A 13,832-nucleotide genomic window follows, 5' to 3' on the forward strand; every position below is an offset into this window, starting at 1 on the left:
ACACAACCCGGCACCACCTCGCCCCCCTCAGGGGAAAGAGCCGCCAGCTGGCGGGATGAATTGCAGCGTCAGCTCGCAGCCATCCCCGCCCAGCGCCGCCGCGGCCTGCGCAGCTTTGCCCCAGCTGAAACCGCCGCCACCCTTGATCTGGCAACTTCCCATGGCAGGAGGCCCCCCCTGCTGGATCTAGCCAGCAACGACTACCTGGGCCTGAGCCGTCACCCCGAGGTGGTGTCAGCCGCCCAGGCCGCCGCGGCCAGCCAGGGACTGGGGGCCGGAGCATCGCGGCTGGTGAGCGGCAGTCGGCCGGTGCATGGCGAGCTAGAGGCAGCGCTGGCTGCCTGGCTGGGGCGCGAGCAGGTGCTGCTATTCCCCAGCGGCTTTCAGGCAAACCTGGCGGCGGTAGGGGCCCTGGCCGATCGCCACAGCCTGGTGCTGGCCGACCGGCTGATCCACCACTCCCTGCTCACCGGGGTGCGCGCCAGCGGTGCCCGGTTGCAGCGCTTCGCCCACAACGACCTGGCCCAGCTCGACTCCCAGCTGCAAGCAGCCCGCCAGAGCGCTCCCGAGCAGCGGCTGCTGGTGCTGAGCGAGAGCCTGTTCTCGATGCAGGGCACCAGTGTGGATGTGGCGGCCCTGACGGCCCTCTGCGCCGAACACGGCGCCGCCCTGCTGCTCGATGAGGCCCATGCCCTGGGGGTGCTCGGCCCCGGCGGACGGGGGTTGGGCCACAACCAGCCCGAAATCGCCCTGATCAGCGGCACCTTCGGCAAGGCTTTTGGTGGCGGCGGGGCCTTTCTGGCCGGCGATGCCCTGGTGGGGGACTGGCTGCTGCAATCCAGCGGCGCCTTCCGCTACACCACAGCCCTTGCCCCACCTTTGGCCGCCGGCGCCCTGGCTGCCCTGGCCCTGATTCAGGCCGAACCCCGCGGCGAGGCCCTGCTGCAGCGAGCCGCCCGTTGGCGCACCGGCCTGGAAGCGGCCGGCTGGCCGCGGCCGCCAGGCACCGGGCCGATCCTGCCGCTGCTGGTGGGCAACGATCTCCGGGCTCTCGAGCTGCAACAAAGATTGGAAGCAGCCGGCCTATTGAGCGTGGCCATCCGCCCCCCCACCGTGCCCGAAGGCACGGCGCGGCTGCGGCTGGTGCTGCGCCACGACCTACCGGCGGGCACATTGAAGCGATTGCTCACAGCGCTGGGGAGTCCTGCATGCAGCTGATCGCCATGCACGGATGGGCCGGCGATGCCCAGGGCTGGGAACCATTCCACAGCGCCTGGAGCGCCCGCGGTTGGGCGTGGCAGTGCGGCGAACGGGGCTACGGCGGGCAAGCGCCCAGGCCGGTGGCCTGGCAGAGCAACCAGGGGCTGAAGCTGGTGATCGCCCACTCGCTGGGCCCCCATCTGCTGCCCGCTGCCGTGCTGGCCCAGGCCGATGCGGTGGTGCTGCTAGCCAGCTTCGGAGCATTCCTGCCCGAGGGCCCCGGCGGCCGCCGGCTGCGCAGCGCCGTGGCGGCCATGGCAAGCCAGCTGGCCGGCCCAAAAGCCAGCGCCATGCTGCAAACCTTCATGGAGCGCGCCGCAGCCCCCCAGCCCGCCAGCCTGCTGCCACCCGGCATCGCCGCCGCCCCCCTTGATGCATCTGGCCGCCAGCGGCTGGCGGGAGATCTAAACCTGTTGGCGGCCACGGCGGGGCTACCGACTGGCTTCCCGCTCCAGGCGCGGGTGTTGATAGTGGAGGGCGGCGAGGATCAGATCGTGAGTCCGCAAGCTCGCCAACAGCTGCGCAGCCTCCTACCTGCCGCCGACACCCTGGTGCTGGCGGGGGTGGGGCATTGCCTGCTCAGCCCGGCCCTCGTGCCCACCGTGTGTGGCTGGATCGAGGGCCTGCCATGAACGCAAATCCAGTGCGTGACACGGTTTTAAGTGACACGCTGTTAGATGACGCAGTGTTCAGCGCGCGCGTGAGCAGCCGCTTCGGCCGCCATGCCGCCGGCTACGCCCGCCATGCCCGCCTGCAGCAGGGGGTGGCCTGGCGCCTGGCCCACCTATGCGCGCCCCTCCACCTTGCCGCCGGCCCAAGGGCCGATCTGGGCGCCGGCAGCGGGCTGATGGGGCAGGCGCTGCGGGCTCAGGGATGCCAGGAAGCCCTCCTGCAGCTTGATATCTGCCCCGAACTACTGGCCCATAACCCCCTGACCACTGCCGGCGGCCAGCTCGGCTGGGACCTCAACCGGGGGCTGCCGGAGCAACTGGGCCAGGCCTCCCTGCTCACCTCCAGCTTCGCCTTGCAGTGGCTGGAGAATCCCCCAGCCCAAGTGCAGCACTGGTGCGAGCAGTTGCGGCCAGGGGGCTGGCTCGGCCTGGCAGTGCCGACAAGCGCCAGTTTTCCCCAGTGGCACCAGGCCGCCGCGGCCGCGGGGGTGCCCTGCACAGCCCTGAGCCTGCCCGCCGCCGAAGCCCTGCAGGCCGCTGCCAGCCGGGGCGGCCTGATGGCTCACTACAGCCGCCGGCTGCGCTTCAGCCGCGCCTACGGCAGCGGCCTCGGCTTTCTGCAGCAGCTACAGGGCCTCGGGGCCAGCGCCAGCCGGGCCAGCCGCCTCAGTGCAGCCCAGTTGCGCCGGCTGCTGCACTGCTGGCCAGCAGATGGCTGCGTCAGCTGGGAAGTATTAGTGCTGCTTGGTCAGCGACCCGGCCCATGAGCAGTTGCAGCAACGCCCTGGTGATCTGCGGCACCGACACCGACGTGGGCAAAACCGTGGTGAGCGCCCTTGTGGTGCAGGGGCTCGGGGCCACCTACTGGAAACCGGTGCAAAGCGGACTGGAGGGCGGCGGCGACTCGGGCCGCCTGCAGGCCCTGCTGCAGCTACCAGCGGAGCGGTTGCTACCGGAGGCCTACCGGCTGCAGACACCGGTTTCACCCCACTGGGCCGCCGAACTAGAGGGCATCACGATCGACCCGGCCCGGCTGGCCCTGCCGGCAGTGGCCGGGCCATTGGTAGTTGAGACCGCCGGTGGGCTGCTGGTGCCCCTGCGCCGCGACTGGCTGCAAATCGATCAGCTAGCCGCCTGGGGGCTGCCGGTGCTGCTGGTGGCCCGCAGCGGCCTGGGCACCCTCAACCACACCCTGCTGTCGGTGCAGGCCCTGCGCCAGCGCTCGATTCCCCTGCTGGGACTGGTGCTGAATGGCCCGCTCCATCCCGACAATCCCGCCACCCTGGCCGCCTTGGCCCAAGCGCCCGTGCTAGCCCAGCTGCCACCTTTAGAACCGCTCACAGCCTCGGGTCTGGCTGCCCAATGGCAGGCGCAAGAACTAAGCCGTACCCTGACGGCAGCCATGGGCGCAGGCCCCAACCCCAGCCGATGAGCAAGCAGCACTGGTTGGTAAGTGGCGCCCTGGTCCTGCTCTGCGGCGGCGTGCTGGTGCTGTTCACCGACGTTGAAACCTCCCTGGTGCGCTGGGTCAACTGCGGGCCGCTCTCCAGCGCAGAGGAGCGCCAGAGCCGCATCTGCCGTTAAGGCCCCGCCAGGATCACCGCTTCGGCATCGGCCCGCGACAAGCCATAGGGAAAGTGACGCACACACACCTGGCCGTCGCTATGCCAGCTCACTTTGAGCTCGTCCACCTCCAGCTCAATCTGGGCGCTCCATTCGGGGCGGTGCAGGTCCCAGAGGCAGGGATTGGCGCGCTGCCGCTTGGCACCCAACTGATCCAGCCAGTGCTCCAGAGCAGGCAGGGGGTGGTGGTACAGCGGTGTCTGGGAACTGGGCATATCGGTCATGAAACCAACCCTGTCACGTTGGTGGGGGCGCCCTCAGGCCACCAGCTCGGCCATTGCACCAATTGGGCGCCGCGCATCCAGGCCACTCCCACACCCAGAACCAAGCTCAACACCAGGGCAAAACCCAGCAGCAGCAGTGCCAGCCACTCGCCACCAGAAAGATCACGCCGCACCGAAGCAGGCCGAGAAATGATGGTCTGTGGCGGTGCAACGGGGCTGCTGGGCAGCGAAGGCGGGCGCAGCTGGTCGTCGTAGCGCTGGCGCAGGGCCGGGTCGCTCAGCACCCCATAGGCCTGCTGAAGCTGCTGGAAAGCCAATGCAGCCTCCCCAGCCGGCAGCACGGTGGTGTCGGGGTGGTAGCGCTTGCTCAGCCCCCGGAACGCTTGGCGTAGCTCCTGGGGCGAGGCGCTCTGCTGCACCTGGAGCAACGAGTAATAACTGGGTGGGGAGCAGGCCAAGGGCAGGGCACCGGGAAAACGATCCGGTCTGGGGGATCCTAGAGATCAGAAACCCGTCGCCAAGCTGGATGGCTCGCACCCTCACCGGCAATGCCCTCTGGCAGGAGCTCGGCTGGCAGCCCAGCCCAGCCCAAGAAAAGTCGCTGGGCGACCTGCAGGAGCAGCTGCGCCAATGGAACAGCAAGCTCAACTTGACCCGATTGGTGGAGGACGACGACTTCTGGATAGCCCAGGTGTTTGACAGCCTCTGGCCCCTGGTGCCCCTACTGCAATCGGGGGCAGCCCAGGCACCGCTGCGGCTGATCGATGTGGGCACCGGCGGTGGCTTCCCCGGCCTGGCGCTAGCGATCGCCTTTCCCCAGGCCCAGTTGACCCTGGTGGATTCGGTGGGGCGCAAGGTGGAGGCGGTGCAGGCCATGGCCGCAGCGCTAGGGCTTGGGGAGAGGGTGCAGCTGCGCTGCGAACGGATCGAGCGCACCGGCCAGCAGCAGGCTTGTCGGGGCAAGTTCGACTGGGCCCTGGCCCGGGCCGTGGCCAGCGCGCCGGTGGTGGCCGAATACCTGGTGCCGCTGCTGCAACCCCAGGGGCGAGCCCTGCTTTATCGCGGCCAGTGGTCAGCCGATGACCAACGGGACCTCAACGCCGCCCTTATCCCCCTAAAGGCTGGCATCGATCAGTGCCTGGCCAGGGAATTACCTAGTGGCCGGGGTAGCCGCCACGCCCTGGTGGTTAAACCGCTGGCCCCCTGCCCGCGCACCTATCCCAGGGCCGTGGGGCTGCCGGCTAAGCAGCCCCTGGGCGCGGCAACGTGCGCTTGAGCCGCACCGGCGAAGGCACACCAAGGGGAAGAATTTCCTGGCCGTCTAGCTGCTGCTGCAACTCGGGCAACTGCTCATAAGCAACCCAATGGATGCAATCAACGGGACAGGTATCGATCGCCTCCTGTATCAGCTCGGTGGAGTCGCCGTCTTGGCGAATCGCCCGGGAGCGGCCCCAGTGGGGTTCAACCGCAAAGGTGTTGACGGCCACGTGGGAGCAGTAGCGACAGCCAATGCAGACAGCCTCGTCAACCCAGACAGCCTTCTGACCCAAAGCTCCGCCCAGCAGTGGTTCGTGACCACTACGCCGTGAATCGGGGGAAAGGGCCGTGGCGGTGAACGCCAGGGAGGGATCAACCATGCCGGGGTGAGCTGCCGGATCTAGGCCCAACGGGTAACCACCAATTCAATGCTGCCGTCTTGCTGCTGGGCTTGCTCGCTCACCTGGAAACCCTCCTCAGCAGTGGCGGCCAGGATGCTGCGCAGGGCATATCGCTGATTGAGCTGGGCCAGGAAGCGCTCCACCGGCACGGCCTGATTCCAGAGGTCGAGATCGGTCACCAGCTCATAGCTACCGGTCTCAGGATTGAGGCAAAAACCGATATCAGCGCCATTGGCCTGAGCCACAGCCAGCTGGGCCTCCACGGTTTGGCCGCGATAACCGCGCACCATCAAGCTTCCCTGCCTTGGGGCGTGGCCCAGATCCTCAAGCGCCTCGAGCAAGGACTGGCAATCACGGAGCTCGGTCTTGATGGTGCTGAAGTGCGACATCGATTTAAGGAGAAATAATTGATTCAGGAGAGGGACTGGACCTGGCTTTGCTGGGCCTGCTGCTGGCAGAGAAAGGCCTCAGCCGTTGACCGGCGCTGCTGCACAACTCCAAGCCTGGCCTCAATGCGCTCAGTGAGCTGTTCGCACGCCATGCCATTCAGACCTTCCACCAGCTCCTCGACGCGCCCATCGGGGTGGATTCGATAGCGGATGGTGAGCTGATCCATCCCATTGCCTGAGAGCTTTGCGGATGTTAACCAGGAAATCCTGCGCCTGGTCAGCTGAGCAGCCCCTCCTCCACCAGCGTCTGCAGACGCTCCAACACATCCGGCTGTTCGAGCTGCTCAAGGGCCAGCCGGGCCTCATCGCGCACCCCGGATTCGAAATCGTTGAGCATGGCGTTCAACAGCGACTCAACCACCAGCTGCTGCCGGGGCTCCACCAGCTCGCCGTAGAGGCGACCGAGAGCCCAAGCGCTATTGCTGCGCACCGCCGGCTCACTGTCGATGCGCAGGCTGAGCAACAGCTGGGCCGCAGCCGGATCGGCCTTTGCCGGCCCGGTGCAGCCCGCCTCAGCCAGGGAGCTGGCAGCCCAGAGGCGCACCGCGGAGATATCCACCTGCAGGGAGCGAATTAGGGGATTAAGGATGGGAGCGTCGGGGTAGTTGCCCAAGCTCCAGGCCACGGCCTTGCGCACGTAGCCGTTGTCATCTGAGACCAGCAGGCCCAGCAGGGGCTCAACCGCCTGGGGACTGGGGTTGCGGCCCAAGGCGTAGACCGCACTCATCCGCAGGATTGGACAGCTCACCGTCAGCAGCGGCAGCAGCAGGGGCAGGGCCCGGGGATCGCGGTGTTCACAAAAAATGCGCAACCCCTGCATGCACTGCTCATGGCTGCTTCCCCCTGCCTCGCCCCGCAACAACACCAAGCCCAGATCGCACTCGGCCGCCACATCACTGGCCGATGGATCACTGCTATCAAGATCGTCGAGCGGATCACCGCGCAGCTCCTCTGCCAGCTCCTGAGCCAGCATCTCGGGGTCGAGGTACAGCTCTTGTGGGCTGGCACCGAAGGGACCGTCACCGAAGGGACTCGCCCCACCGGATGGCTGATCGGACTGGGGAGAAACGCTCACAACGTTGACTCAGCCAATCGGGGCGGGGGCTGCCATGTCACCTGGCAACCAGATGCGGGCGCTCACGGCAAACAGGGCCAGACCAAACAACACCACAATCGCGGCCGGCAGCAGGGTGGAGCGAAAAAATTGCACGGCCGGGGCGTTTTCGAGTGCTGGCCTCCATCATCGCCCCTAGGGTTCGCCGATTAAAGCCCACGTGATGGCAGATAAGAATTCCGGCAGCTGGCGGCGTCTAACAGCTGTGACCGCCGAGGGAGTAGCCAGCGGCACCCCGCTGATGGTTGGCAGCAAGTTGCTGCAGGGCTGGCTCACCGCTAGCGGCGTTCCTCTTGCCCTGATCGGCCTGATCCCACTGGCTGAGCTGCCCTACACCCTCAAACTTTTCTGGGCGCCGCTTTTAGATCGCTGGCCGATCGCCTGGCCCGATCGGCGCCGCGGCTGGCTGCTGCTGATGCAGCTAATTCTGGTGCCCGTGATTGCGGCGATGGCGCTGCTGCAACCCAGCACTAATCCAGCCAGCCTCACCGCCATCGGCATCGCGGCCCTGGTGCTGGCCGTCTGCAGTGCCACCCAGGACATCGCTGTCGATGCATACCGCACCGACCTCCTGCCCGAAGTGGAGCGGGGGCCAGGTGCTGCCGGAGCCACCCTCGGCTACCGGGCAGCCATGCTCGCGGTGGGTGCCGGTGGATTCCTGCTGGCTGATCGCTTTGGCTGGCCGGCCGCCTTCCTTGCCGCCGCAGCTCTGCTGGCGGCCGTAGTGCCGATCACGATCTGGGCCCCGGCCCTGCAACCGGTGCAACACCCGGTCACGAGCCTGCGGCAGGCGGTGCTTGGTCCAACGCGGGAGTTCTTGTTCCGGGCGGGACCAAACCGGGCCTGGCAGTTGCTGCTGCTGGTGCTGCTCTACCGCTGGCCCGATGGCCTGCTGAACGCCATGGCCATCCCCTTCCTGAAATTGCAGGGGTTCAGCGATGCCCAGATCGGCTTGGTGCAGGGGGGCTGGGCGATTGCCGCCACCATGGCCGGCACCGTGATTGGCGGCGTGCTGTTTGCCCGGATCGGCATGAACCGCTCCCTGTGGCTGTTCGCCATCGCCGGCGTCTGCGGCAACCTCACCTACTGGGCCCTAGCCCAATTCAATTGGGGCTTCGGCGGGCTGATCGCCGCCGTGAGCCTGGAGAACCTGAGCGGAGGCATGGTGGGCGCGGTGTTTGTGGCGCTGCTGATGAGCCTCTGCAACCCACGCTTTTCGGCCACCCAGTACGCCCTGCTTTCTGGCATCTATGCCCTCAGCCGCTCGCTGCTGTCAGCCCCGGCCGGCGTGGTGGCGGGCAACGTGGGCTGGCCCATGTTTTTCCTGGCTACGGCCGCTGCCGCCATACCGGCTTTTCTACTGATGCTGCAGCTCACCCCCTGGGGGGAACAGGAAGCACGCGGCGCCTTCGATCCCAACCGCGACGCCACCTGATCGAGCTCTGGCTTAAGCCGGCTCCAGGCTGCCCTCGAGCCGGCGACGCAGTTGGCCGCAGGCGGCATCGGCATCGAGGCCGCGGCTGGCCCGCACACTCACAGCCACGTGGCGATCGATCAGGGCCTGTCGAAACGCCTCCACCGCGCCAGGCGCTGGACGCTGGAATTCCTCCTCGGCGATCGGGTTGTAGGGGATCAGATTCACATGGCTCTGGAAGCCGCGCAGGAGCCGCGCAAGGGCCTCGGCATGGCGGGGCTGGTCGTTTAGCCCGCCCAGCAGGATGTATTCAAAGCTGACCCGCCGGCCGGTGAGCTCAACGTAGTGGCGGCAATCGGCCAGCAACGCTTCTAGGGGATAGGCATGGGCCGTGGGGATCAGCTCCTCCCGCAGGCGCTGGTCCGGGGCATGCAGGCTCACCGCCAAGGTGAACTGGGCCCTGCCCAGCCGCTCTAGGGCCTGCTCCGCCAAGGTTGGCAGGCTTTTGGGCACCCCCACAGTGCTCACCGTGATCTGGCGCTGGGCCATACCCAGATCAGTGCAGAGGCAATCGATCGCTGCCAGCACCGCCTCGCTGTTGAGCAGGGGCTCACCCATGCCCATAAACACCACGTGGCTGGGGCGCTGGTCCATCACCTCACGCACGCTCAGCACCTGATCGACGATCTCGTGCACCGCCAGGGAGCGCTGCAGCCCCCCTTTACCGGTAGCGCAAAAGCGACAGGCCATCGGGCAGCCCACCTGGCTGCTCACACACACCGTGAGCCTGCCTTCGGCGGGGATGCCCACGGTCTCGATACTGAGGCCGTCGTGGGTACCCAGCAATAGTTTTGTGGTGCCATCGCGGGCGACGCTGCGGTGCAACTCCCGCGAGCGACCAATCCAGTCGCCGGCATCAATGGGGGGCTGGGTGGTTAGCTGGTCCCGGAAAAACTTGGGAAGCACAGTCACCTGGTCGAGGCTGCGAGCTCCCTTGGCGTAAAGCCAATCGTGCAGCTGGCGGCCGCGGAAGGCGGCTTGACCATGGCTAACGGCCCACTGCTCCAAGGCCGCCAAACCCATCCCCAGCAGGGGAGTGGCTAGCGGCGCAGCGGGCGATGTGCTCAAGGCCAGATCAGCAAGCCGTGGCCCAGCTTCCATTCCGCCACCAGCAGGGCAATAAAACCCAGCATGGCCATGCGGCCATTGAGCAGCTCGGTGTGGGCGTGGAAGCCAAAGCGGGGCAACCGGCGCTGGGGCACCGGCGTGTTCAGGCTGGTGCGGGCGGAATTACTCATCGGTGAGGAGCCCCTCTTCCTGCAGACCCTCGAGGGCAGCGGGATCAGCGATCAGCTCCTCCTCCAGCCCCTCCTCAACGGATGGTCGGGTAAAGGCTGCCGTGCCGCTGACGCTTGCTTCGATGCCATGGCGGCTGCGAGTTGCCTCCAGATCCGCATCGGAGGGATCATCCAGCACGGCCATCGACGCCGCTGGAGCCGGCATCTCGACGGTGTAGTCGGGACGCAGGTTCTGCATGCGGCGATAGCCCATGGCCTCCTCCTCGAGAATGTCGGGATGGGGGCCCGCCTCAGCCCGCAGCTCCTCTTCGAAGCCGCTGAAGCCAGTACCAGCAGGGATCAAGCGGCCGATGATCACGTTCTCCTTGAGACCGCGCAGCCAGTCGCTCTTGCCCTCGATGGCAGCTTCAGTCAGCACCCGGGTGGTCTCCTGGAAGGAGGCAGCCGAGATGAAACTGTCGGTGTTGAGCGAGGCCTTGGTGATACCCAGCAGCACTGGTGTGAACTCGGCGGGTGCGCCACCGGTGATTGCCATGGCGCTATTGACCTGCTCCACTTGACGCAACTCGATTAGCTCACCGGGCAGCAGGGTGGTATCCCCAGCATCCTCGATGCGCACCTTGCTGGTCATCTGGCGCACGATCACTTCGATGTGCTTGTCGCTAATCGCAACTCCCTGGCTCTTGTAGACGTTCTGCACCTCCGTGACCATCCGGAACTGCAGCTTGGAGATGGCTTCCTGGGCCGCCTCCATGGTGGGCTTACGGCTGCGCAGATCTTCGAAGAAGCACTCAAGCAACTCGTGGGGATTGATCGGGCCGTCGGTGAGCGATTCACCGGCATGCACTTGCTGGCCATCACTCACCATCACGTTGCGACCCAACAGGATTGGGTACTCGGTGATGGCATCGTCGTGCTCGATAACCGAGACGGTTATGGAGTCATCGTCATCACCCTGCTTGATCTGCACGGTGCCACTCTTGCGGCAGAGAATTGTGGATTCCCGCGGACGGCGGGCCTCCAGCAGCTCCTCAATACGGGGCAGACCCTGCACGATGTCGCCTGTCTTTTGACGTTCGAACACCAGCAGGGCCAGGGCGTCACCGCGCTGCACCAACTCCCCATCGCGCACGTGCAGCACGGAGTCGGGCGAAACCATGTAGGGGCGACCGAGGCGAATCGTGAGGGTGCTGCCGTTGATGGCTTCCACCTGACCGCAGCAGGGGGCTTCGACCCCTTCCGCCAGCCGGTCGCCATCGACGATGCGCTGCTCAACCCCAACCTCACACTTAGCCGAACCAAGCTCGATGTTGCGGGTGTCGCCGTCGCGCTCGACGATCAAACGGCGAATCGGCTCGCCATCGACCAGATCAGGCAGCTGAACTACTCCATCCTCCTTGCAGAGGATCTGGGTGGTGGCCACCACATCGCCTCGCTTCACCGCAATGCCGTCTTCCACCTGGAGATCGGTGTGGGTGGAGCCGTGGCTGGCATCAGAGAGGGTGTCGCGACGCACCAGCAGGGTTTCCAAAATCGTCAGCTGCAGGCGCTCGATCGTCTTAGCCCGCTTATCAGACACCGCTTCCACATCCACCGTCATCTGGGGAGTGGTGTCGATGGTTTCCAGGATCAGCTGGGTGCGCAGCAGCTCCACACCATCGACGCTCTTGATCAGCTCGCCGTCCTTAAAGGCCAAGCGCTGGGTGGCCTTGAGATTCAAAGAGGGTCCGCCAGACTGCTTAACCGCGCCCAATTCGGGCAGGTGGGCAGCATCTGGAATGGCGTACTCCTCAACCGGACGCAGCAGCAGGGCCCCACCGTCGGGGGTTTCAACTGCTTCCACAAACAGAATCGCCTCTGCCTTAAGACCCTTGGCGATCTCCTCGCCAGGAGTAACCATCTTGCCGTCAGCAAATTTGCTGATGGTTTTGCTGTCGGAGACCAGGTGGAGAGTGCCTGAGCGCACAATGATTTCCCGAAGAATGTCGTTCTTCTGGGTCACCGTGACGATGCCTGCGGTCTGGCTGAAGATGTCCTTCACCACCTCGGTGCCGGCCTCAATCCACTGGCCGTCCTCAATCATCAACAGGGAAATGTCCTTGTTGATCTCGTGGGTTTCCTGGGGAATCCACAGCAGGGTGCCGCCCTTGCTCACCTCGTAGCCATTCTTGGCGCTGCGGGCTTTCTTGATCGACAAACCAGGGGCAAACTTGACGGTGCCACCGGTCTGGGTGCGGAAGCGATCGTCGGCGAGCTCAGCGATCACCTCACCGTTGGCGATCTTGCTGCCCGGGGCGGTATTGAGGCGGTAGCGAATGTTGTCCTTGCCCTCGAGGTGCCAGATCTCGCCAGAGTGGGTGGATTCACCAACCAACTTGCAGTCTTTGAGGGTGAGGCTGGCGGTGACAATCTGTACCTCGCGGGAGTCACCGGCGCTATCGCGCAGGCGCACGGCGCCGCCGTACTCGCTCACCAGGCGGCTTTCGGCCAGCACTTCGCCGGTGGTGACGGCCTTGTTGCCACCCACCACGGGCAGGGCATTGGGGGGCAGGTTGTAAACGTCACCGCTGAACACCCACATCCGGCCCAGGCGCTGGGCCTTGAGGGTGATGTTGCCCTGGCGGTCGGTGACCTCCTTGGGCTGGATCGCATCCTCGTAGCGCACCTGACCGGCCAGATCGCAGATCACGTCCTTGGTGGCCTTCTCAACGCTCTTTTTAACTGTCACGCCAGCGGCGATCTGGGCCAAGATCGTGTCTCCAGGCACGGTGTCGCCATCGGCGACAAACAGGATCGAGCCGTTGATGATGTCGAGCTTCTGCAGCTTGCCCTTACCCGTGGGCTTAACGCTGAGGGTGAAGTCGGTTTCGGCTAGCTGGGCCTCCACACCGTGGGGGGTGCGGAAGGGGCGCACCCGAGCCTTGGGCCCGAATTCAACCGTGCCATCCACCAAGGAGCGGACCACGCCGGTTTCGGCCGTGGACACACCACCGGTGTGGAAGGTCCGCATCGTGAGCTGGGTGCCGGGTTCACCGATCGACTGGGCAGCAACGATGCCGACGGCTTCACCGAGGTCAACCAGCTGGTTGTGGGCTAGGGCCCAGCCGTAGCACTTACGACACACCGAGCGGGAGGCCTCGCAGGTGAGCGGCGAACGCACCTTCACCGTTTTCACACCTCCTGCCTCGATCCGGCGCGCCAGGATCGGGTCGATCTCACCGTCGCGATCAACAATGATTTCGCCGTCCTCTGCAACCACGGGCTCGGCTGCAAGGCGGCCGATCAACCTGGAACCAAACCTGCCTTTCTCATCGGCATCGATTGGAATGCTGCGGGTTGTACCGCAGTCGTCTTCCCGCACGATCACGTCCTGGGCTACGTCTACCAAGCGACGGGTGAGGTAGCCGGAGTCGGCTGTACGCAGGGCGGTGTCCACCAGACCCTTGCGGGCGCCGTAGGAGGAGATCACGTATTCGGTGACCGTCAGACCCTCGCGGAAGTTGGTGCGAATCGGCAAGTCGATGATTTCCCCTTGGGGGTTGGCCATCAAGCCGCGCATGCCCACCAGCTGGCGCACCTGGGACATGTTGCCCCGGGCGCCGGAGTTGGCCATCATCCAAACCGAATTGAGTGGATCGTTCTCGTTGAAGTTGCGGCGCACCGCAGCCACGAGACGTTCGTTGGTTTCGGTCCATGTGTCGATCACCTTGGTGTGACGCTCAACCTCGGTGATCTCGCCGAGCCGGTAGCGCTCTTCGGTTTCAGTGATCTGCTCCTCGGCTTCAGCCAGCAGCGCAGCTTTGTCACCAGGAATGCGCAGGTCATCGACGGAGATCGAAACGGCGGCCTGGGTGGCGTAGTGGAAGCCGAGATCCTTTAGCTCATCAGCCATGGAGGCCGTAGCAGCCGTGCCGTGGTGCTTGTAGGCCCAAGCGACCAGATTGCGCAGGGCCTTCTTGTCGATGATGCGGTTGCGGAAGGGTGGCGCCTGCTTGCTAAGCGCCTTGCTCGCCTTCAGTGCTGCAGCAGCAGCAATTTCCAGAGCGGCTGCCTCGGCGGCCTTCTTGGCGCTCTTCTTGGTGGTTTTCTTAGCGGGTGTGGCTGTCATGGCTGCGCGCAGT

General features: G+C 65.7%; 17 protein-coding genes. 7 read left to right on the plus strand and 10 right to left on the minus strand.

The genetic code is table 11. The features are described 5' to 3' along the window. Window positions 1-60 precede the first annotated feature (60 nt). From KBY75_RS03630 to KBY75_RS03650, 5 genes are read left to right on the plus strand one after another with little or no spacing between them, the layout of a single operon-like run. A complete protein-coding gene (locus KBY75_RS03630; protein ID WP_396097912.1) occupies window positions 61-1,218 on the plus strand; it encodes an aminotransferase class I/II-fold pyridoxal phosphate-dependent enzyme in 1,158 nt (385 codons plus the stop codon). Next, a complete protein-coding gene (locus tag KBY75_RS03635; protein ID WP_255023000.1) occupies window positions 1,209-1,892 on the plus strand; it encodes an alpha/beta fold hydrolase in 684 nt (227 codons plus the stop codon). Before KBY75_RS03630 ends, KBY75_RS03635 begins: the two co-directional genes overlap by 10 nt. Next, a complete protein-coding gene (locus KBY75_RS03640) occupies window positions 1,889-2,698 on the plus strand; it encodes a methyltransferase domain-containing protein (RefSeq protein WP_255023001.1) in 810 nt (269 codons plus the stop codon). The genes KBY75_RS03635 and KBY75_RS03640 overlap by 4 nt, the downstream gene beginning before the upstream one ends. Further along, window positions 2,695-3,363, plus strand: coding sequence for a dethiobiotin synthase (gene bioD / locus KBY75_RS03645; protein ID WP_255023002.1), 669 nt, complete (start codon window positions 2,695-2,697; stop codon window positions 3,361-3,363). The genes KBY75_RS03640 and bioD overlap by 4 nt, the downstream gene beginning before the upstream one ends. Next, window positions 3,360-3,515 carry a hypothetical protein gene (locus tag KBY75_RS03650; protein WP_254937343.1) on the plus strand — a complete coding sequence of 52 codons (156 nt, stop codon included), beginning with the start codon at window positions 3,360-3,362 and terminating at the stop codon, window positions 3,513-3,515. The genes bioD and KBY75_RS03650 overlap by 4 nt, the downstream gene beginning before the upstream one ends. Here the strand turns inward: KBY75_RS03650 and KBY75_RS03655 are convergent. Together KBY75_RS03655 and KBY75_RS03660 are read right to left on the minus strand one after the other, a co-directional pair. Beyond that, window positions 3,512-3,778, minus strand: coding sequence for a DUF3143 domain-containing protein (locus tag KBY75_RS03655; protein WP_254937342.1), 267 nt, complete (start codon window positions 3,776-3,778; stop codon window positions 3,512-3,514). The genes KBY75_RS03650 and KBY75_RS03655 overlap by 4 nt on opposite strands. Continuing rightward, the gene (locus KBY75_RS03660) at window positions 3,775-4,236 is read right to left on the minus strand and encodes a J domain-containing protein (RefSeq protein ID WP_255023003.1); all 462 of its coding nucleotides are present in this window, start codon (window positions 4,234-4,236) and stop codon (window positions 3,775-3,777) included. The genes KBY75_RS03655 and KBY75_RS03660 overlap by 4 nt, the downstream gene beginning before the upstream one ends. 68 nt (window positions 4,237-4,304) lie before the next feature. Here KBY75_RS03660 and rsmG point away from each other — a divergent pair, with 68 nt between their 5' ends. After that, on the plus strand, window positions 4,305-5,054 hold the full coding sequence (gene rsmG / locus KBY75_RS03665; RefSeq protein ID WP_255023004.1) for a 16S rRNA (guanine(527)-N(7))-methyltransferase RsmG: 750 nt from the start codon (window positions 4,305-4,307) through the stop codon (window positions 5,052-5,054). Here rsmG and KBY75_RS03670 read toward each other — a convergent pair. The 5 genes from KBY75_RS03670 to KBY75_RS03690 form a co-directional block, all read right to left on the minus strand. Next, window positions 5,020-5,415, minus strand: a complete 396-nt coding sequence (locus KBY75_RS03670; protein ID WP_255023005.1) for a ferredoxin — start codon at window positions 5,413-5,415, stop codon at window positions 5,020-5,022. The genes rsmG and KBY75_RS03670 overlap by 35 nt on opposite strands. A 20-nt stretch (window positions 5,416-5,435) precedes the next feature. Next, window positions 5,436-5,825 (minus strand): DUF1257 domain-containing protein, encoded by a 390-nt coding sequence (locus KBY75_RS03675; protein WP_255023006.1) that lies wholly within the window; start codon window positions 5,823-5,825, stop codon window positions 5,436-5,438. A gap of 23 nt (window positions 5,826-5,848) precedes the next feature. Beyond that, window positions 5,849-6,052: a DUF2997 domain-containing protein gene (locus KBY75_RS03680; RefSeq protein WP_254937337.1), complete on the minus strand. Its 204-nt coding sequence runs from the start codon at window positions 6,050-6,052 to the stop codon at window positions 5,849-5,851. 50 nt (window positions 6,053-6,102) lie between these two features. Further along, window positions 6,103-6,858, minus strand: a complete 756-nt coding sequence (locus KBY75_RS03685) for a HEAT repeat domain-containing protein (RefSeq protein ID WP_255023024.1) — start codon at window positions 6,856-6,858, stop codon at window positions 6,103-6,105. A 111-nt stretch (window positions 6,859-6,969) separates the two neighbouring features. Further along, window positions 6,970-7,095, minus strand: a complete 126-nt coding sequence (locus KBY75_RS03690; protein ID WP_254931229.1) for a hypothetical protein — start codon at window positions 7,093-7,095, stop codon at window positions 6,970-6,972. A 67-nt stretch (window positions 7,096-7,162) separates the two neighbouring features. On the opposite strand from KBY75_RS03690, the gene KBY75_RS03695 reads away from it, so the two are divergent. After that, window positions 7,163-8,434 carry an AmpG family muropeptide MFS transporter gene (locus KBY75_RS03695; RefSeq protein WP_255023007.1) on the plus strand — a complete coding sequence of 424 codons (1,272 nt, stop codon included), beginning with the start codon at window positions 7,163-7,165 and terminating at the stop codon, window positions 8,432-8,434. A 12-nt stretch (window positions 8,435-8,446) separates the two neighbouring features. Here KBY75_RS03695 and rlmN read toward each other — a convergent pair whose 3' ends face one another. From rlmN to KBY75_RS03710, 3 genes are read right to left on the minus strand one after another with little or no spacing between them, the layout of a single operon-like run. Beyond that, entirely contained in the window at window positions 8,447-9,496 is a 1,050-nt protein-coding gene (gene rlmN / locus KBY75_RS03700) for a 23S rRNA (adenine(2503)-C(2))-methyltransferase RlmN (RefSeq protein WP_254937514.1), read from the minus strand. 41 nt (window positions 9,497-9,537) lie between these two features. Beyond that, window positions 9,538-9,711 carry a chlorophyll a/b-binding protein gene (locus KBY75_RS03705; protein ID WP_255023008.1) on the minus strand — a complete coding sequence of 58 codons (174 nt, stop codon included), beginning with the start codon at window positions 9,709-9,711 and terminating at the stop codon, window positions 9,538-9,540. Then, window positions 9,704-13,819 (minus strand): DNA-directed RNA polymerase subunit beta', encoded by a 4,116-nt coding sequence (locus KBY75_RS03710; RefSeq protein ID WP_254937334.1) that lies wholly within the window; start codon window positions 13,817-13,819, stop codon window positions 9,704-9,706. Before KBY75_RS03710 ends, KBY75_RS03705 begins: the two co-directional genes overlap by 8 nt. Window positions 13,820-13,832 lie beyond the last annotated feature (13 nt).

It is taken from the genome of Cyanobium sp. T1G-Tous, assembly GCF_024345455.1.
Lineage (GTDB): Bacteria > Cyanobacteriota > Cyanobacteriia > PCC-6307 > Cyanobiaceae > Cyanobium_A.